This is a genomic window from Bacillus sp. GbtcB14 (genome assembly GCF_019091205.1).
GTDB lineage: Bacteria > Bacillota > Bacilli > Bacillales > Bacillaceae_G > Bacillus_A > Bacillus_A cereus_AG.
Map to the genome: position 1 here is coordinate 681,794 of NZ_JAGXJT010000003.1, position 19,197 is coordinate 700,990.

Genomic DNA, 19,197 nt, shown 5'->3' on the forward strand with positions numbered 1-19,197 from the left:
TATGTTTTTACAAAAGGCTGAATGCAACTCGGTCTTAAGTCTGAGTCGAAAACGGTTCTTAAGCTCGTTATGGAAAAATGAAAAAATAGTTAAGATAAGAGTATCAAATCGAAGGGAGGCAAGCACAAGATGAAACAATTTCTAGCGTTTATCGCGGCCGGTATTTTGGCTTTAATTGCTCTTGGTAGCCTTGCTGGTATTGTAGGATTCGCAATCGGAGCAGGAGTTGTGTACTGGAGCTATAAATCATTTGTGCGAGCACAATCATTTTTTGGAAAGTTAGCTTGGGGTATTGTTGGTTTAATCGGTTTATCCATTGCACTTTCGCACTCCCCAGCATTAATCGGTATCGCAGCATTAGTAGTTTTATACTACGGATACCGTGAGTGGAAAAAAGAAAAAAATGTAGTTGTTGATTCTGCATCAGAAAGTTCTAAACCATATAGCAACTTTGAAGATGAGTGGAACAAGTTAATGAAAAACTAATAAAAAACTAATAAAAAACTAATAAAAATCAAATTTATAAAGTAGAAGAGAGGAAGATTATAATGAAACAAACTTTATTCGGACGTGTACGCGATGCAATTTTAGCAGATTTTCATAATGTGTTAGATGAGAAAGAAAGAAAAAATCCAATAGCGATGTTAAATCAATATTTACGCGATAGTGAGCGTGAAATAACAAAAATTGAGAAGTTAATTGAGCGCCATAAAACATTAAAATCAAATTTTGCTCGTGAGCTTGAGCAAGCACGTTATTTCGTTAATAAAAGATCAAAGCAAGCTATCATTGCTCAAGAAGCAGGCGAATTACAACTACATGAGCGTGCGTTAGAAGAAGTAGCGTATTATGAAGGGCAAGTAACTCGATTAGAAGAAATGTATGCAGGTGTTGTAGAGCAAATTGATGAGTTGGAGCGTCGTCTTTCTGAGATGAAAAATAAATTAAAAGAAATGCACGCGAAACGTATGGAATTAATGGCACGTGAAAATATGGCACATGCAAATCGTCGTATGAATACTGCTATGCATAAAATGGATGAGAATAATCCGTTCTTACGCTTTGAAGAAATTGAAGATCATATCCGCGACTTAGAAACTCGTATGAATGAGGAGCATGAACGTGACACATTTGATATGAAGATTGCAAAGCTTGAGCGTGAAATGAAAGAAAAGAATGATGTATCGTTAACGAAAGAGTTAACAAAATAATAGTAGTATATTATAAAACAGGCTTATGATATAGTGATAGGAGAAAAGGTGTTGGAAAGCAATGCCTTTTCTTCTATGTATATGTAACAAGAAGGGGGGAGCTGAAATGAAGAAACAATTTTCAAAAACACAATTAATGGGGATGCTCCTCATCATATTTGGATTCGGTCTTTTTCTTGATATGATACTTGGACATTTTGAACCAGGTGGTCTCATTTTTGCATTTATTATGCTTATGTTCGGAAGGCATTATCGTAAAAAGAATCGTTACGTACGGGGAAATGTATTTTTATTTGTTGGTGGTATCGTATTTTTATTCTTCTTATTTTCATCAGCAGCATTTGTTCTTGTCGTATTTGCTTGTTTAGCTTTAATTGGTTATCAACTGATTCAACAAGGACATCAGCAAAAAGCAATGAAGGTTGAAATTAAAGAAAAAGGGATTATAGACGAAGAGAAGCAAATATATCGTACAGAACCATATTTAAAAAATATGTTTGTAGGGAATATACGAATGATGGATCATATTTATGAACTTGAGGATATTAATGTTCAATATGGTGCTTGTGATGTGGAAATAGATTTAACAACTGCTATGATCCCAGAAGGGGAGACAGTAATTGTTATTCGAGGTGTCGTTGGTAATATTCGTTTATATGTGCCATATGATATTGAACTGTCTTTAAATCATTCTGTTATTGTCGGACGTGTGCTCTTGCCAGGTCATGAAGAGACAGGGTTTAATCGCAATGTTACATTTAAAACAGAGCAGTATAAAGAGGCTCCTCGTCGTATTAAAATTATTTCTTCGCTTGTCGTAGGCGATACGGAAGTGAGGAAAGTATAATGAAAAAACAAAAAAATATTTCGTGGATGTATATTCGTTATTCTATGTTGTCCTCTGTTAGTATCGCACTTATTTGTACAATTGTATATGTATGGAAAAGCGAGCAACAAGTGTATGATTTATTATGGAAGGAATCCATCGCTTCTGTTCCAATTGGCTTGTTTATTATGACTACAAGTTTACTTATCGGGGGAATTGTAGGATATGCAATCGGTTACTATATAGAGCAGCGTATACAAGGATTAAATACTTTTCTATTTGAAGTAGAGCGAGGGAATTTTCCGAGCGATGTTTCATTTACTGCAGATGATGAGTTTCATGAAGTGGAACGAAAAGTAATCGTTCTGGCTCGTCGATTAGAGGAGCAAGCTGGACTCTTTCAAAAAGTAACGAATGAACGAGCTCATTGGAATGAAGAGATGAGACAAGAAGCGATTTCCCAGGAAAGGCATCGATTGGCGAGGGAGCTGCATGATTCTGTAAGTCAGCAGCTTTTTGCAATGTCGATGATGATGTCGGCTATTAATGAACAAGTAGCTGAAATTCCAGAAACGACGAAAAAGCAGTTGCAGCTCGTTGAAAATATGGTTGTAAATGCACAATCAGAAATGAGAGCATTGCTTCTTCATTTACGCCCAGTGCAGTTAGAAGGTAAGAAACTAACAGAGGGTATAGAAGAATTATTAACAGAACTGTCTAGAAAGCAACATATGAAAATTGAATGGTTAATTGAACCGATTCAATTAAAAAAAGGTGTAGAAGATCATTTATTCCGTATTGTACAAGAGGCGCTGTCTAATACTTTACGGCATGCGAAGGCAAAGAAAACGGAAGTACGTCTACGCAAAATTGAGCAATATGCAATATTGAAAATTATAGATGATGGTGTCGGTTTTAAAGTAGGGGTTAATAAAGCTGGTTCGTACGGATTAAGATCAATGCAAGAGCGAGTTCATGAAATTGGTGGTACATTAAAAGTGCTTAGTTTTCCAAATAAAGGTACACAAATAGAAGTGAAAGTACCGATTATAATTGAGAGAGGGGGAGAGTCATGATAAAAGTATTACTAGTTGATGATCATGAAATGGTTCGAATGGGTGTATCGGCATATTTATCAACGCAGCCAGATATTGAAGTAGTTGGAGAAGCTGAAAATGGAAGAAAAGGTTCAGAGTTAGCTTTGCAATTAAGACCAGATATTATTTTGATGGACCTTGTCATGGACGAAATGGATGGGGTTGAAGCAACACGTGCAATTATTCAGGAATGGCCAGAAGCGAAAATTGTAGTTGTAACGAGCTTTTTAGATGATGAGAAATTGTATCCTGTTATTGAGGCGGGAGCGACAAGTTATTTATTAAAAACATCAAGAGCGAGTGATATAGCAGACGCTGTACGAGCTACTTATGATGGAGAAACGGTATTAGAGCCAAAAGTTACTGGTAAAATGATGTCTCGTATGCGTCAGAAGAAAGAACAACCTTTGCATGAGGAGTTAACAGAAAGAGAGTCTGAAATTTTGTTATTAATTGCAGAGGGGAAAAGTAATCAAGAGATTGCGGATGAATTATTTATTGCCCTCAAAACAGTAAAGACACATGTGAGTAATATATTAAATAAGCTAAATGTAAGTGACCGGACACAGGCGGTTATTTATGCGTTTAGACATCAATTGACGAAATGATAAAGTGAAACTTTAATCAGTGGGGGGTTATCCCACTGATTATTAGTTTGCACCAATTGGGATTCCAAATCTTTTTATTGACGCCAATAAATGTAAGCGTTATCATTGAGTTGTTAACAGTACATACAAAGGGGAGAGAGTGTATGTTAGTTCAAACGATATTTGGCATGGATAAGTCTAAAAAATTAGGGGATTATGTGAACGCATTACAAGCGCTTTGTGAACAATATGATGTTGAAACAGATAAAATTGCAATTGTCGAGGCGACAGAAGAGTACTATTTATTTTTAGTGAAACAAGAAGATTGCTATGATGTTGTCAAAGTAGAAACAGTGGATACAAATATCGACTATTATACGAAAGCGTATAAAATAAGCAGTTTTAATCATACTGCCTATCAAATGTAAAAAAACTCCCTTTCGGGAGTTTTTTTAGGATGCTTTTACTTCATGAGATTCGGTTAGTAAGGGCACTTTTTTCGCACCGCTTAGCTTAGCGATTATAAGGCCGATAAGAGCTCCGGCTAATGCTGGTATTAACCAGCCGATTCCTTCCTTATATAAAGGGATGAATTCAAAATATGGTGTGATAAATGAAACTGAAATACCACCTTGTTTTAATCCATCAAATATGCTTACGATTGCTGCTCCAATTAAAGCACCTACATAAACAGAGCGATATCCACCGAAATATTTATGCAGTAACGATAGTAGAACGAGTACAATTGCAATTGGATATACAACAAGTAGAATTGGAACAGAGATGGCAATAATTTTTGTTAAACCTAAGTTGGCAACTAATAATCCTAATGCACAAATGATGCTAGCGAACGTTTTGTATGAAAATGTAGTCAATAATGTTGAGAAATATTGACTACATGCAGATACAAGTCCAACACATGTCGTTAAACAAGCGAGTGTAACGATTAGAGATAATAGAAGCAAACCGTATGGACCGAATAATTGCTGTACGATAACAGTAAGTAATTGTCCGCCATTTTTTGCATATCCGAGAGAGACGCTAGTTGCACCAAGCCAGCCAAGTGCACCATATACAAGTACGAGACCAGTAGCGGCAATAAGTCCTGCTTTCGCTGTTGCGATGGCAATGGATTTACGATCCTTCACACCTTTAGAGCGAATGGCATTTACAACGATAATTCCAAATGCAAGCGCAGAAATGGTATCCATCGTTAAGTATCCTTCCATAAAGCCTTTGAAGATTGGAGAAGTTTGATACTCTTGCATTGCGGGTCCTGATTGCCCGAGTGGTGTAAATACACTTTTAACAAATAATAAGAAAATAGAGAGTAATAAAATAGGTGTTAATATATTTCCGATGCGATCGACAAGTTTAGATGGATTTAAACTAAGCCAAAATACGATAGCGAAGAAGATGACCGTGTATAAAAAGAGTGCTAGGTTACTAGAGCGAATTGTTTCTGGTAAGAAAGAACTAACACCCATTTCATAAGCGACATTTGCAACGCGTGGAATTCCCATAGAAGGACCGATTGCGATGTATACAACTACAGTAAAGAAAATTCCGAATAATGGGTGGACATGACTTGCGAGTTGTTGCATACCGTTTCCTGATAAAGAAATTGCAATAACAGTTAATAATGGTAAACCGACTCCTGTTAGTAAAAATCCAATCATTGCCGGCCAAAAGTTTTCACCTGCATTTTGTCCAAGCATGGGAGGGAAAATTAAATTACCTGCCCCAAAAAATAAAGAAAATAGCATAAGACCCGTGAAAAAAATATGTTTTTTTGATACAGTGTTCATTGTTTTTCCTCCTTTTTTAAAATTCATTTGTAAGAACACAAAAAACTCGTCCCTAAAGAAAGGGACGAGTTATATTTACCCGCGATACCACCCTAATTTATACATGTAGAAACGAGTCTATATGTATACGGCTTTACAACGTACAACATGATACGTGTTCCTTGTAACGGGGGACAGCCGGTAAGAACTTACTGTAACATTCGGTTCTACTTCTCGGAGATGATTTTCCGCTACGCACTGAACGTTGGCTTTCAGCAAATCGCCAACTCTCTGGGGGACAGTCCTATAACGTACTCGTTCTCGTCAATGAATTTTTATTCAAGTATTCTGACAGTATTGTTGCATGTTTTTTTTTGAAAGTCAATATTTTTTTTGAAAGATATATTTATATGCAGAAATATCGAATGTGATATTCGGTGTAGTAAAAGGAATGGTGAATTGTAAAAAGGGAGTAAAATTTTGTAGAGAATTGTAAAGTTTATAGAGAAAGTTGATATTTACAGGAGTAAAGAAGGTATTGTTTGAATTTACAGAGAATAATACATCAATCCACTTGCTGGAAAGAACAAACCAAAAGAGGTGACTGAAATGCTTGCGATGGGAGTATTATTTGGCATTATTGCTATAATTGGTTTTATGTGGTTATATTATTCGCGTTCGTTTAAACAAGCAGAAGTTTTACTCTTTCAAAAAGGTAGTTTGTTGACAAATCAGTCTAGATATTTAGTATGTCCGAAGTGTGGAAGTGCACAGGCCAGAAGTGGAGGATATCAAGAGTGTTGCAAAAGTAGATTATGAAAGAAGGAAGCCTCACATTATTTTGTGAGGCTTCCTTCCTTACAATTTCATGGCACTCCAAATTGTCCACCGATCTCTTTCAATTATAGGAGAGGTGTTTTGTAATGCGATCTGGACCTGTTGTAGAAGTTGAGAAAGTTCATGATCTGTTAATTCGTAAAGAATGGATCGACCTGTTCGAGGTGATAAATCTTGTAGCAATGCCTCTACAGAATCATGTATTTTTCGTACTTCCCATTGTGTTTGAGTAGGGAACACGTGAAGAAAATATTTTTGTAATTCTTGTTGTATCGTGGTGGTTTTTGGACGTCTTTTTGATTCAATTTCAATAAGTTTTGGAAAGATAGAGAAAAAATATCCACGAATGTGTTCGGGGCTTCCAGGAATTATGCAATCTTCAATAGTTCGATCTTGTACAATGAGTACACCGTTTTTCTTTAATATACGAGAAGCTTCACGTAGAAATGGAGGAATGTCTTGTAAATGATGAATAACTGCGCGTGAAATAACAATGTCGAATGTATCATTAGGATATGGGACGCTATGTGCATCACCGTGAATGAAAGAAATGTTTGGAAAATCGCTACAATTTTCTTTTGCGGCCTGTAATATTTCTTTTGAAAAATCAAGGCCAACAACACTTTTTGCTCCCAAAAGGGCAAGTTCTTTCGTATAAATACCGCCACCACAGCCGATATCGATTATTTGCTTGTTTTGTATATTTGTAATACTCTTTATCATTTCGTCCCAAGAAATATGGGCGTTTCGCTGTGCGTATGTGTATTTATTATTTGCATCGTGAAAATTAATGGACATGAAAAAGACCTCCTTTCAATGCTTAGTATAGCGTATTTTATAGTGTTTCACGTTTTTGTTTTTTGTATGAAGATTATAAGGATTTCTTATTGTAAAGGGAGGATTAAGTTGAAAAGGAAATATGTATTATTATTGTTGTTTGCTATGCTACTAGCATCTTGTAGTCAAGTTGAGCCAAAAAAAGAAACAAAAAAAGTAGAAGAGACGGTGAATGAAGTGAAAGAAACAATAGAGGTAACCGTTATACAAAAAAAACATAAAGAGAAAAAGTTACAGGAATCAGAAGCGAAGTTAGTAATAGATATTATAGATAAAGCGGAAAAACAAGACGTAACAGGTAGTTTTGGTGAGCCGGAATATGAAATACAAATTAGTAGAGGTGGAAAAAAAGAAACCTATTATGCATGGCTAAGAGGAGAAGATAGACGAGGATGGCTACAATATAAGAACGCTATGTACATGCTAAATAAAAAAGATACGGAAAAGCTTTTAGCTATATTTCCAAATGTTTCAGAACAAAAAGAAGATGAGATGCAGGCAGGTCCTTTAACGGAAGTCACAAAAAAAGATTTGCAGATTACCGCGTTTCATATTAAAGCAGGTGATCAACAAGTGAATTATACGGTACGATATACGATTTCACAATCACTATACAACAAGTTAGAGAAGGAACAAGAATATTATTTGCAAATTATTTTCCCAGAAAAAGTTCAAAAATTAATTGGAGCAAAAGAGAGTGAAAAAATTTCAGGTGAAAAGGTAAAGGAAGGGTATAAACAGTATGAATTGCATGCTACTGTCCCGATAAAAGATGCTTCAGAATCACAATTAAAGTCATTAGAAACATATTATGAAAATTATGATTTGAAAATATTAAATAGTAAAAAAGAAAAAATAGGTGTTTTTCAAAATATCATTCAAATTGTTAAAGAGTATGGTGAAAAAATGAATTTACAAAGATAAAGTGACACTTTAATTAGCCCTAACGGATCAGGATGAATGTAATTTGTAAAGTTTATATGGCCTTTCCTAGGAAATGATAATAGAGAGGGGGAAAAACACCCCCTCTCTATTACTTTGCTTTTGCAGATGGCTCATTCATTGATTTTCGTGTAATAAGAAAAGAAATCATAAGAGCGGAAAGGATGATAAGAGCAATAAATACGTGATTGGGCAACAAATCTAATAATAATACGTAACTAACGGTATAAAAAATAAGAGTTGAAGCTAAAAACGATAGAGCACCTATTATGAGAGATTGCAAATTCATCTGTATACACCTCCTTTTATTTATATTTTTGGCTAAAAATGGATTAAATAAACATTATTTCTAACGATAGAAAAAAATATGTCATAATAGAGAAAAGAACAAGCTTTCATGAATATGACTCATTAATGAGAGATAAAGGAGAGAAATATGAAAAAAAATAAAAAAGGATTATGGGGAATTATAGTTGCCATAGGTTTGTTTCTACTTTCTAAGTTAAAGTGGGTATTTGCAATTTTTAAATTAGCGAAATTTTCAACGGTATTTAGTATGTTTCTATCACTTGGTGCATACGCAGTTATATATGGTTGGAAATTTGGAGTAGCGCTCATTTATTTATTGTTTATTCATGAAATGGGTCATTTATGGGCTGCGAAAAGAAAGGGTATACCAACATCGCCAGCAATATTTATTCCATTTATGGGCGCTCTTATTGGGATGAAAGAGATGCCGAAAAATGCAAAAGATGAAGCTTACATCGCCTACATGGGACCTCTTTTCGGGTTGTTGTCATTTTTACCTGCGATTCCACTTTATATAATAACGAAAGAGCCATTTTGGGCATTAATTATTTTACTTGGAAGTATGATTAACTTCTTTAACTTGATTCCAGTTTCTCCATTAGATGGTGGGCGAATTATCTCAGTTGTAAGTACAAAGATTTGGGGAGCGGGCCTTATTGTATTGCTCGGTTATTCCATTTACTTTAAAAGTATTTTGGGAGGATTTATTTTTATTATCGGCTGTATGGAATTATATAGAGTAATAAAGAGAGATGAGCCAATCAAGGAATTAGGATATAGGATTGATGGAATGAAAGAATATGTTGCAAGGCTTGAAGAGGAGTTAAAAGAAACAGGTGCGGTGCATCGAAATATATATATGATGCAACATGAAATAAATATATTAAGGCAAAAAGAAAGAGAGAAAGAATTAAAAGTAGGAGAACTTCAAAAGATTGAAGTGTTAGAGTACCTTTTACCAAAGTTTGAGCCGCTTGATTACGTTCCATATGAAGATGAAAAAGAAACGCATACAATTCATATAAGAGAAGCATTTGAAGTGTCAGAAAGAAAATTACAGGAATGGGATACAGAAAAGAGACAACAAGAAAATTATTATAAAGTGGATACGAAAACGAAATGGACGGTATTTGCTTGTTATATCGGACTAATGGCTATTCTTGGTTATACAGCTTATGAAGGGTACATTGTTTTACAAGAGCATTTGCCAAGGCGAAGTGTGTAGAAAAATAGTGTCGAAATGATGGGAAGGATTTATACAGGAATTATAATTCTACGAGAGAATGTTACAAGTATAGTCATACATTGTAATATCTTTAGTAGAGAAGGAGTTCTGTATATGAAGAAATTGTTACGTGTATTCGGGATTATTATCGTAATGATCATTGCGAGTTATAGTCTTATGAAAGTGCTGTTACATTATGCGAATAAGCCTGCTGAGGTAAATACAATAGCTCAAATAGAAGATGCGCAAGAAGAGACGAAAGTGCTAGATTTTATTCGTATGACGCATGAGAGTTATAATAATTTCTTAAATTATGGTAAAGCAGAGAATTATACAGAAGGGGACTGGAACCAATTTAAACAATGGTTTCAACAACAAGAACCATCTTTAAAAAATATACATACGGAAATAAAGAATGAAAAAATAAAACGCGATGTAAATAGAAGCTATGAAATTGTGAAAAAAGGTGTGGAACTTCAAAATATTGAGTATGTAGTGTATGCCCACCGTGTATATCATGACTTAGATATTATCGTAAATAAATATAGAGGTGAAACGAACATCTGGGGGTATACAGAGTTTGGCGATGGGAAAGATATAAGGATAATTGAACAAGCAATACAGTCTAAATAATAAGCTAGCTAGCATTCTAGTTGGCTTATTTTCTTTTTGTAAGTGCAATGTTCATATATTTTTCACAAAAACACCGTGTTAATAGTGATTAAAATCACAATCTGTATTATACAATTCAGTTAAACTAAAAACAGTTAAGGAAATAGAGGAGTGGGATACAATGTTAAGTGCAAAAACAATTGAAATCGTAAAGTCAACAGTACCATTATTACAAGAAAAAGGCGTTGAAATTACAACGAGATTTTATGAAATTTTATTTTCGGAACATCCGGAGTTATTGAATATTTTCAACCATACGAATCAGAAAAAGGGAAGACAACAACAAGCGTTAGCGAATGCTGTTTATGCAGCTGCAACGTACATTGATAATTTAGAAGCAATTATTCCAGTTGTAAAGCAAATTGGTCATAAGCATAGAAGTTTAGGTATTAAAGCTGAACATTATCCGATTGTAGGTACATGTTTACTACGTGCAATTAAAGAGGTTGCAGGTGCACCTGATGAAGTTTTAAATGCATGGGGAGAAGCATATGGTGTCATTGCTGATGCATTCATTAGCATTGAAGCAGAGATGTATGAAGAAGCAGCACATAAAGAAGGTGGATGGAAAGATTTCCGTAACTTTGTGGTTGTTAAAAAAGTGAAGGAAAGCGATGTTATTACGTCATTTTATTTAAAACCTGAAGATGGAGGGGAAGTTTCTTCATACATCCCAGGACAATATGTAACGATTCAAATAAATATAGAAGGTGAAACGTATACACATAATCGTCAATACAGTTTATCAGATGCTCCTGGAAAAGAATATTATCGTATTAGTGTAAAGAAAGAAAAAGGTGTAGATACACCAGACGGTAAAGTGTCTAATTACTTACATGAACATGTAAAAGAAGGAGATATTTTACCAGTAAGTGCACCAGCAGGAGATTTCGTATTAAATATGGATTCAACATTACCAGTTGTACTAATTAGTGGTGGAGTAGGGATTACACCGATGATGAGTATGTTAAATACGTTAATTGAACAAGATTCAAAACGTAATGTATATTTTGTTCATGCAGCGATAAATAGTAATACACATGCAATGAAAGAACATGTTAAGGCAGTAGACAATGAATATGAACAAGTTAAAGCCTATACTTGTTATTCTGCACCAACTGAAAAAGATTTGGAAATGAAGAACTTTGATAAAGAAGGATTTATTGAAGCAGAATGGTTACAAACTATTATTCCGACAACTGAAGCAGAATTTTATTTCTGTGGTCCAGTAGCATTTATGAAGCATATAAATGCTGCACTAACTGATTTAGGTGTGAAACAAGAGCATATTCATTATGAATTTTTCGGTCCAGCAACAAGCTTACAATAAGACGGGTGAGAATAAGCAAAAAAACGAGGTATTTATTTTACCTCGTTTTTTATTTGCTCTCGTAATAAACGGTTTACTGTTTCGCGACGTATACCTATGAGTTGACCAATTTCAGTTTGCGTTAATATTTCATATATAGGAATGTCACCCAAATATAATGTGAACCATTCTTGTAAACGATGAAGACGTTCTTTCGGAGAGACGGTTGTCAATTGATCGATACGCTGCTGCATCATTCTTAATTTTGATTGTAATTGCATAGCGATATTTGCGTATGATGCGGGATTTGCCTGAAGTTGATCGTACCATTCACTACTAATGATAGGTTCAACTTCTGTTTTCATTAAAGCGATTGCTGTACCGTGATACTCCTTCGGTGAAATTAAAGAATGGTGAGGTATCGTTTCACCTGGAACAATAATGTTGAATAAAAATGGTGTTCCATCTTCTTCGATCCTTACTACTTTTAATAAGCCTGTTTTTATAAAATATAAAGGACCGTCCTCGCCTTGACGGAATAGTACATCTCCTTTGTGTAGAATCAATGTTAGCCCCCCATGTAAACATTTCTATTTCTTTTATTGTAGCGTATATGTATAAAGACAATATGCTATTTAAACAGCAATTTCATTGACGAAATGTATGCTATTACAGTAGTATACTATTTAGTGTGTCATAGTACTAGCAATGAATACGCTGTAGGGGGTTTAGTATATTGTTAGATGCGATAAAAATGACGGATATGAGAATTCCGGCGAATGCTATCATTCATGTAGAAGAGATGAAAGGTGGAGTCGTATTATCCGTTGAAGTAGATGGCCAAATTATTTATACGATGGCTTATGATGAAGAAACAGATAGTTATGCTGAATTATATGATCGAAACGATAAGAGGGCGTGCCAAGTACATGAGGATTTTATGGGATGGTCACTTCTTCATTAAAAAAGATGTCAATATGACATCTTTTTTTATTAAACCGATAGAATATACAAAGAAATGAAATATAAGGATAAAATTTGTAATAAATGATTTTGCATTGTTAGCACTTTGTAACTGCAAGTAAACTATTTTTTCGCTATCATAAAGATAACAGTCGCAGTTATAGGAGTGGTCAACTTGAAGAAAGTACATATTTCAAATTATATGCTATTATGTGTTTGTTTAATTTTATTTGTTCTCTTAGGAGGATTTTTATATTCATGTGTATAAGAAAAAACGTATTCTAAAAAGAACACGTTATAAAAAAGAAGTAATAATTAATCTAGTCCCGAGAATAATTAATGTGATACGTAATAAATTAATTACGGCTTTACCACTTAATTTTGTATTGATATAAGCCCCGATTTTTCCGCCAATCCATGCACCAGGAATAAGAATTAATGCATAAATCCAGCTGACATTTCCAAGGGAGATGTGAGTTGCAGAACTTACAATGGCTGATAGAAATACGATAAACATCGAAGTTGCTACAGCGATATGTGCTGGGAATGCAAAAAGTAGCATCATTGCTGGAACAAGTAAGGCACCGCCACCAATTCCGAATAACCCAGATATAAAACCAACTATAAAGGCGATAAAGATAGCGAGAAGCGGTGGAAATTGATAGTGTACAGTGTTTCCTTCGTTATCTGTAAAAGAACGTTTAATTACAGTCATATTTGATAAAGAAAGAGGGTTTAATTTGTCTCGTAACATAAGAAGAATAGAGACAAAAATAAGAAAAATCCCAAAATATAAAGAAAATGTATCTTGGTTTAAAAATTTGTTTGCCCACGAGCCGATGATACCACCAGGGCCACTTCCGATAAATAAAATAAGTCCACTTTTGTAATCTACTCGTTTATGCTTCATATAAGTAAGGGTGGAAGATAGTCCTGTGAAAACGACTGTTACCATTGAAGTTCCTACTGCAAGTTGTGGTGATAGACTGTGTAATCCGATTAATAACGGAACAATAATAATTCCGCCACCAAGCCCGACTAGACTCCCGACTGTCCCGGCGATTAGCCCGATGAAAAGTAACATGATGTATTCCAAAATTGCCAACTCCTCTATATAACTTATCCACCAATTATTATACACGCTTTTTCATGAGAAAAAGGTTTGTTCACAAAAAAGTCGTCTTCCTAGAAAAATAAGGAAGACGACTTTTGATTAAAAGATTAAATGTAATAAAGAGTAAAATAAAGCAGCTAAAGAAGCTGAAATAGGAAGTGTGATAACCCAAGTAATTAACATGCGTTTTGCAGTTCCCCATTTTACACCTTTCACACGATGAGAAGCACCAACCCCTAAAATAGAAGAAGAGATAACGTGCGTCGTACTAACTGGTAAGTGAATGAATGTTGCACCGAAAATAACAAGTGATGATGATAAATCGGCAGCTACACCATTTACAGGACGAATTTTCATAATTTGTCCACCGACAGTTTTAATAATTTTCCATCCACCGACAGAAGTACCAAGACCCATTGCAATCGCACAACATAATTGTACCCAGAACGGGATGTCGCTAGAAGTATGATAGTTATTAGCCATAAGAGCCATCGTAATGATTCCCATTGCTTTTTGCGCATCATTTGTACCATGTGTATAAGCTTGTAATGCAGCAGTGAAAATTTGGAATATACGGAAGTTTTTGTTCGTCTTCGTTAAATTAAAGTTTTTAAAGACTACTTTAAATATACTGTATACGATATAACCAATAACAAAAGCGATAATCGGTGAAATGATTAAAGCTTCAAGAATTTTTATGAACCCTTTAAGATTTAATGAGCTAATACCGGCCGCAGCGATAGCTGCACCTGCGATTGAGCCAATGATTGCATGCGAAGAACTACTTGGAATACCATAGTACCAAGTGATCAAATTCCATGCTATTGCCGCAAGTAAAGCAGCTAAAATTACAAGAGAACCATTTTGCAAGGCAAATGGATCAACGATATCTTTTGTAATTGTTTTTGCTACACCTGTAAATGTCATCGCACCTAAAAAATTCATAATAGCTGCCATAATAATTGCATGTCTAGGCTTTAGAGCTTTCGTTGAAACAGCCGTTGCAATAGCATTTGCTGTATCGTGAAATCCATTAATAAAGTCAAAAGCTAAAGCGCAAATGACTACTAAAACGGTCAGTAACAAGAGTGTATCCATGATCAAACTCCTTACGCGTTCTTCATAATAATTGTTTCTAATACGTTTGCAACGCTTTGACAGCTATCCGCTACTTCTTCAAGCTCTTCGTAAATCTCTTTGTATTGAATAATTTTAATCGGATCTTTCTCACGAGAGAATAAGTGCTTAATCGCATGACGGCGAATATCATCACATTGTGATTCGTAATCCTTAATCTTAATCGCGTTCGTACGAATGTCGACTAACTTCTTTTTAGACAGTAGTTCAACAGAATTTGCAATCTCAATCGCACATTGATTAATTGCTTCAACGAATTTAATCATGTATTCATCAGCTTCTGTAATAGAATACATTTCGAATAGACCAGCACTATGATCTAATCCGTCTAATACATCATCCATACTCATTGCAAGTTGTAGGATGTCCTCACGTTCAATTGGAGTAATAAACGCTTTGTTTAGCTCCATAATGATTTCGTGAATAAATGAGTCACCTTTTGACTCATACTCTTTCATGCGCATAGAAAACTCTTTTAAATCGCTAGCATTTTTAATTTTATACTCCACGAAAAACTGCGCGCCTTCTTTTAAATTTTCTGAAACATTCATTAACATTTCAGAAAATTTATCTTTTTTTGATTTAAATACCATTATTAGTTACCCCCACAAAAGTAATATATGTAAAATATATTGGCTAATCAATTCTAACAAAAAACTGTCGTTTTTTAAAACATTTTATCGAAAAGTTTACAAAAACTTAACATAACTCTTATTGTTGTATTAATAATATTAATAATCAATAATGAATATCTTACTTGTAGAATGTCCTTTTCTTGCAAAAAGTATGAATGTGAAAGAAAAGCTTTACACTATAGGAACGACTACGTTATTATAATAAATTTAAAAGGAGGTATATTCTTCCTTTTGAAAAGAAGAGTGTAAACAAACGAAGGAAGTGAACGAATGAAATTGAAGAACACTCACTTAAAAAAAATGCAGGAGTGGTTCAACAAGAGGAAGAAATTTCGTAATTCATTAATTGTATTAGGGAGTTTACTCGCTACTCTATTTATTGCTATAAATATAATAATTTCCATTCAAGACATATCTGAATTAAAACAAGCTGTTCCGCAACCGACCTTAATTTATGATGCAAATAATGAAGTTGCGACTAAATTAGCTTCTTCTAAAACAGAAGGTGTTAAAAGGAAAGATATTCCTGACATTATGGTTCAGGCAATTGTTGCAGTAGAAGATAAGGAGTTTTTTAACCATCACGGTATTTACTATAGTGGAATTATAAGTGCAGTTTTTAAAAATATTACAGCAGGAGAAGTTGTAGCAGGGGGAAGTACAATTACGCAACAACTTGCGAAAAATGTATTTCTGACACAAGACCGCACGTTCTCGCGTAAAATAAAGGAATATTTTTTAACTAAAAAAATAGAACGTACGTATACGAAAGATGAAATTATCGAAATGTATATGAATCAAATTTATTTCGGTGAAGGTGCTTGGGGCATAAAAAGGGCAGCTAAGTCTTATTTTGATAAAGATGTAAAAGATTTAACAATTTCAGAGGCTGCAACGATTGCTGGCTTGATTAAAGCACCGTCTGCGTATTCGCCTTATAAAAACTTTAATAAATCAATCGAACGACGTAATGTTGTATTAAGTTTAATGAAAGAGCAAGGATATATTTCTGACGAACAATATAATAAAGAAAAAGAGAGCGGTCTTGTGTTAAAGCGTGGTGTTGATGATAAATATAAGGGAAAATACTCTCAATATGTAGACTATATTGTTAGGGAAGCAATGGACAAGTACGAATTAACACAAAATGAAATTTTAGCAGGTGGTTATCGTATTTATACAGAACTTGATCCGAAAAAACAACAAGCTGTAGAAGACGTTGTGAATAATGAGAGTTATTTCAAAGATAATGGCTCAGACCAGCTTATGCAAACGGGTGTAGTTCTTATGAATCCAAAAACAGGTGGTGTACCAGCTTTAGTTGGAGGTAGAGGACCGTATCAGTTTTTACAGTTTAACCATGCAACCCAATTAAAAAGACAACCTGGATCAACGTTAAAGCCTCTGGCTGTATATGTACCAGCGTTAGAGCAAGGGTATGAAGTATACGATATATTAAAAGATGAACCATTTAATATTAAAGAATATAAACCGCAAAATAGTGATCATACTTTTCACGGTGATGTGACAATGTATGAAGCTGTGGCAAAGTCGTACAATGTTTCAGCTGTTTGGCTATTAGAGCAAATTGGATTAGATAAAGGATTGAAATCTTTAGAGCGATTTGGTATTCCATTAGTGCCAGAAGATCGTACGTATCCGATTGCTCTAGGCGGGATGCATGTGGGAACCTCTCCATTTGTAATGGCTCAAGCGTATAGTACATTTGCAAATGACGGCGTTCAAGTGGAAGCTCATGCGATTAGGGAGATACAAAATGCTGAAGGTGAAACGATTGGAAAGTGGTATAAGAAAGAGACTCGGGTTACGAGCGAGAAAATTGCTCAAAAGATGACATATTTATTAAAAGGTGTTGTCGAAAAGGGAACGGGCGAAAAGGCGAAAGTTAATAATGTTGATACGGCAGGTAAGACAGGAACAACTCAAATTGTAAATGGACCAAGCACCGGTGCAAAGGATTCGTGGTTTGTTGGATACACACCAGATTTAGTAGGTGCGATTTGGGTAGGATATGATAAAACAGATAGCGATCATTATGTTCCGGGCGGGAGTCAAATTACGACGACAATGTTCCGGGATATTATGAAAAAAGCGGATGCAAATCCAGCTCAAAAAGCATTTCAGTTATCGCTCATATCTGAGGCTGATTATAAAAAACAATTGAATACAATAGAAGAGGAAAAACGAAGAAAAGAAGAAGAGAAGAGAAGGAAAGAAGAGGAACAACAAAGAAAAAAAGAGCAACAAGAGTGGCTTGATAAAGTGAAAGAATGGATTCCATCATTTTGGTAAAAAAAAGAGGCGAATAACGAAATTCGCCTCTTTTTCGTATGAAAAATAAAATGCAACTTTAATCGGTGGAGATTTTTGTCGATTTCTACTAGCTATTAATCCATATTCATTGAGATAGATGATATTAATCGTTAAGTAGAATGTTTGTACTGCCAAACGATTCGGAATCGTAGGTGATGATTATTTTGCCTTTACTAATAGGTTCGTAAGGTAATTCTTCTTCATAATCACCATTATTTTCATTGTGGATAGAAAGTGTAATTTCATCGATTTCTTTATTTGTATATTGATCTTTAATCGTTTCAGCAATTTGAAGTAACGCTTCGGAACTAGAAGCTTGCGTAATAAGCATTCCTTTTATAACTTTTTTTTCATTTTTTGTAGCATTGGAATAAGGGATGTTGCTTTGTTTTGTATACAAAAGTTTGTATGGAACAGTTTTTCTCTCTGCTTTTGATATAGTGGAATATTTTAGAGTTAAAAAAAATCCTACACATAAAATAATGCATACCATAAGAGCAAACCAAATGCGCATTAGTGACATCCCTCTCATTTTCATCCCTCTTTCATATCTTTGACTTCACTATTTATCATACAAAATGAGGATTAAGATAGAGTAAATTTGAGGTAAAGAAACGTAAAGAAAGAGCACTTATCCTCCCAAATAAGTGCTCCTTTTTATTAAAAGAGAGATTTAATAGACAATCGACAACCTATTACTTATAAATGTGCTTGGTCACTTCAAAATAGTATTGAAAATTGTGATTAGTAAATTCGGAAGACCGAAAGTATAGCAGTTGTTTCGCCTGTGTTAGGAATAGAAATAGTATTTGCTGTAGGTTGTACAGAAATTGTTGTACCAGCTTGTAAAGTAACGATTGTAGAGAAAGAAACTGCACTACCGATAACGTTAGTTGAAAAATTACGACTAGGTGGTTGGCCGTTAAATGAAAGACCGAAGCCAAATGGTGAAGAACCTGGGAAAGTTGTAGATGCAGAGAAACTAATATCATATACACCAGTTTCTAAAACAGTTAGAGTATCAGAACCATTAAAGGAGATGTTTGTTAATTCAAATGTTTCATTGAATTGTACATTGCTTCCCGGTGATACTGTTTGTGCAATTGTGTTTCCTAATACAGCTGTAGTTACAGGAATTGGAGTACCCGCTGCTCCTGTCGCGCCAGTAGCACCTTGAGCACCCGCTGGTCCTTGAGCACCAGTAGCACCTTGAGCACCCGCTGGTCCTTGAGCACCAGTAGCACCTTGAGCGCCAGCCGGCCCTTGAGCACCAGTAGCACCTTGAGCGCCGGCTGGTCCTTGAGCACCAGTAGCACCTTGAGCGCCGGCTGGTCCTTGAGCACCAGTAGCACCTTGAGCGCCAGCTGGTCCTTGA

At 35.0% G+C, this 19,197-nt stretch carries 22 protein-coding genes and 1 other annotated feature; of the genes, 13 read left to right on the forward strand and 9 right to left on the reverse strand.

All coding sequences use genetic code 11. The features are described 5' to 3' along the window. Positions 1 to 129: 129 nt before the first annotated feature. The 6 genes from KVT31_RS12490 to KVT31_RS12515 all read left to right on the forward strand — a co-directional run bounded on the left by KVT31_RS12490 (position 130) and on the right by KVT31_RS12515 (position 4,149). Positions 130 to 486: a lmo0954 family membrane protein gene (locus KVT31_RS12490; RefSeq protein WP_088095721.1), complete on the forward strand. Its 357-nt coding sequence runs from the start codon at positions 130 to 132 to the stop codon at positions 484 to 486. A gap of 62 nt (positions 487 to 548) precedes the next feature. Continuing rightward, complete coding sequence (locus KVT31_RS12495; protein WP_088095722.1) at positions 549 to 1,211, forward strand: PspA/IM30 family protein; 663 nt, start codon at positions 549 to 551, stop codon at positions 1,209 to 1,211. 106 nt (positions 1,212 to 1,317) lie between these two features. Then, a complete protein-coding gene (gene liaF / locus KVT31_RS12500) occupies positions 1,318 to 2,058 on the forward strand; it encodes a cell wall-active antibiotics response protein LiaF (protein WP_088095723.1) in 741 nt (246 codons plus the stop codon). After that, positions 2,058 to 3,113, forward strand: a complete 1,056-nt coding sequence (locus tag KVT31_RS12505; protein ID WP_088095724.1) for a sensor histidine kinase — start codon at positions 2,058 to 2,060, stop codon at positions 3,111 to 3,113. Before liaF ends, KVT31_RS12505 begins: the two co-directional genes overlap by 1 nt. Beyond that, positions 3,110 to 3,742 carry a response regulator gene (locus KVT31_RS12510; RefSeq protein WP_000598709.1) on the forward strand — a complete coding sequence of 211 codons (633 nt, stop codon included), beginning with the start codon at positions 3,110 to 3,112 and terminating at the stop codon, positions 3,740 to 3,742. The genes KVT31_RS12505 and KVT31_RS12510 overlap by 4 nt, the downstream gene beginning before the upstream one ends. 68 nt (positions 3,743 to 3,810) lie before the next feature. Next, positions 3,811 to 4,149 carry a DUF3922 domain-containing protein gene (locus KVT31_RS12515; protein ID WP_170930127.1) on the forward strand — a complete coding sequence of 113 codons (339 nt, stop codon included), beginning with the start codon at positions 3,811 to 3,813 and terminating at the stop codon, positions 4,147 to 4,149. 24 nt (positions 4,150 to 4,173) lie between these two features. Here the strand turns inward: KVT31_RS12515 and brnQ3 are convergent, their stop codons facing one another. Next, the gene (gene brnQ3, locus KVT31_RS12520; protein ID WP_088095726.1) at positions 4,174 to 5,529 is read right to left on the reverse strand and encodes a branched-chain amino acid transport system II carrier protein BrnQ3; all 1,356 of its coding nucleotides are present in this window, start codon (positions 5,527 to 5,529) and stop codon (positions 4,174 to 4,176) included. 57 nt (positions 5,530 to 5,586) lie between these two features. After that, positions 5,587 to 5,845: a binding site (T-box leader), on the reverse strand. 272 nt (positions 5,846 to 6,117) lie between these two features. On the opposite strand from brnQ3, the gene KVT31_RS12525 reads away from it, so the two are divergent. Continuing rightward, positions 6,118 to 6,327, forward strand: a complete 210-nt coding sequence (locus tag KVT31_RS12525; RefSeq protein WP_088095727.1) for a hypothetical protein — start codon at positions 6,118 to 6,120, stop codon at positions 6,325 to 6,327. A 39-nt stretch (positions 6,328 to 6,366) separates the two neighbouring features. On the opposite strand, the gene KVT31_RS12530 is transcribed toward KVT31_RS12525, so the two are convergent. After that, positions 6,367 to 7,143 (reverse strand): class I SAM-dependent methyltransferase, encoded by a 777-nt coding sequence (locus KVT31_RS12530; RefSeq protein WP_088095728.1) that lies wholly within the window; start codon positions 7,141 to 7,143, stop codon positions 6,367 to 6,369. 108 nt (positions 7,144 to 7,251) lie between these two features. On the opposite strand from KVT31_RS12530, the gene KVT31_RS12535 reads away from it, so the two are divergent. Continuing rightward, a complete protein-coding gene (locus KVT31_RS12535; protein ID WP_140392397.1) occupies positions 7,252 to 8,106 on the forward strand; it encodes a YhfM domain-containing protein in 855 nt (284 codons plus the stop codon). 109 nt (positions 8,107 to 8,215) lie between these two features. Here the strand turns inward: KVT31_RS12535 and KVT31_RS12540 are convergent, their stop codons facing one another. Beyond that, the gene (locus tag KVT31_RS12540) at positions 8,216 to 8,413 is read right to left on the reverse strand and encodes a hypothetical protein (RefSeq protein WP_001053353.1); all 198 of its coding nucleotides are present in this window, start codon (positions 8,411 to 8,413) and stop codon (positions 8,216 to 8,218) included. A gap of 147 nt (positions 8,414 to 8,560) precedes the next feature. On the opposite strand from KVT31_RS12540, the gene KVT31_RS12545 reads away from it, so the two are divergent. The 3 genes from KVT31_RS12545 to hmpA all read left to right on the forward strand — a co-directional run bounded on the left by KVT31_RS12545 (position 8,561) and on the right by hmpA (position 11,660). Continuing rightward, positions 8,561 to 9,658 (forward strand): site-2 protease family protein, encoded by a 1,098-nt coding sequence (locus tag KVT31_RS12545; RefSeq protein WP_088095729.1) that lies wholly within the window; start codon positions 8,561 to 8,563, stop codon positions 9,656 to 9,658. A 114-nt stretch (positions 9,659 to 9,772) separates the two neighbouring features. Continuing rightward, positions 9,773 to 10,291, forward strand: coding sequence for a hypothetical protein (locus tag KVT31_RS12550; RefSeq protein ID WP_088095730.1), 519 nt, complete (start codon positions 9,773 to 9,775; stop codon positions 10,289 to 10,291). Positions 10,292 to 10,451: 160 nt separating this feature from the next. Next, positions 10,452 to 11,660, forward strand: coding sequence for an NO-inducible flavohemoprotein (gene hmpA / locus KVT31_RS12555; RefSeq protein WP_088095731.1), 1,209 nt, complete (start codon positions 10,452 to 10,454; stop codon positions 11,658 to 11,660). A 32-nt stretch (positions 11,661 to 11,692) separates the two neighbouring features. On the opposite strand, the gene KVT31_RS12560 is transcribed toward hmpA, so the two are convergent. Next, positions 11,693 to 12,205 (reverse strand): Crp/Fnr family transcriptional regulator, encoded by a 513-nt coding sequence (locus KVT31_RS12560; protein ID WP_000600576.1) that lies wholly within the window; start codon positions 12,203 to 12,205, stop codon positions 11,693 to 11,695. Positions 12,206 to 12,375: 170 nt separating this feature from the next. Here KVT31_RS12560 and KVT31_RS12565 point away from each other — a divergent pair, with 170 nt between their 5' ends. Next, positions 12,376 to 12,603: a hypothetical protein gene (locus KVT31_RS12565; RefSeq protein WP_000882907.1), complete on the forward strand. Its 228-nt coding sequence runs from the start codon at positions 12,376 to 12,378 to the stop codon at positions 12,601 to 12,603. A 294-nt stretch (positions 12,604 to 12,897) separates the two neighbouring features. On the opposite strand, the gene KVT31_RS12570 is transcribed toward KVT31_RS12565, so the two are convergent. From KVT31_RS12570 to KVT31_RS12580, 3 genes are all read right to left on the reverse strand, one after another. Further along, positions 12,898 to 13,698: a sulfite exporter TauE/SafE family protein gene (locus tag KVT31_RS12570; RefSeq protein WP_000455763.1), complete on the reverse strand. Its 801-nt coding sequence runs from the start codon at positions 13,696 to 13,698 to the stop codon at positions 12,898 to 12,900. A 117-nt stretch (positions 13,699 to 13,815) separates the two neighbouring features. After that, positions 13,816 to 14,814, reverse strand: a complete 999-nt coding sequence (locus KVT31_RS12575) for an inorganic phosphate transporter (RefSeq protein ID WP_088095732.1) — start codon at positions 14,812 to 14,814, stop codon at positions 13,816 to 13,818. An 11-nt stretch (positions 14,815 to 14,825) separates the two neighbouring features. Next, complete coding sequence (locus KVT31_RS12580) at positions 14,826 to 15,446, reverse strand: DUF47 domain-containing protein (RefSeq protein ID WP_000231446.1); 621 nt, start codon at positions 15,444 to 15,446, stop codon at positions 14,826 to 14,828. 312 nt (positions 15,447 to 15,758) lie between these two features. Here KVT31_RS12580 and KVT31_RS12585 point away from each other — a divergent pair, with 312 nt between their 5' ends. After that, complete coding sequence (locus KVT31_RS12585) at positions 15,759 to 17,801, forward strand: transglycosylase domain-containing protein (RefSeq protein WP_098343121.1); 2,043 nt, start codon at positions 15,759 to 15,761, stop codon at positions 17,799 to 17,801. 124 nt (positions 17,802 to 17,925) lie between these two features. On the opposite strand, the gene KVT31_RS12590 is transcribed toward KVT31_RS12585, so the two are convergent. Together KVT31_RS12590 and KVT31_RS12595 are read right to left on the reverse strand one after the other, a co-directional pair. After that, positions 17,926 to 18,354 carry a hypothetical protein gene (locus tag KVT31_RS12590; protein WP_088095734.1) on the reverse strand — a complete coding sequence of 143 codons (429 nt, stop codon included), beginning with the start codon at positions 18,352 to 18,354 and terminating at the stop codon, positions 17,926 to 17,928. 212 nt (positions 18,355 to 18,566) lie between these two features. Beyond that, a partial coding sequence (locus KVT31_RS12595) for a Gly-Xaa-Xaa repeat protein (protein ID WP_217613529.1) occupies positions 18,567 to 19,197 on the reverse strand: 631 nt, incomplete at its 5' end.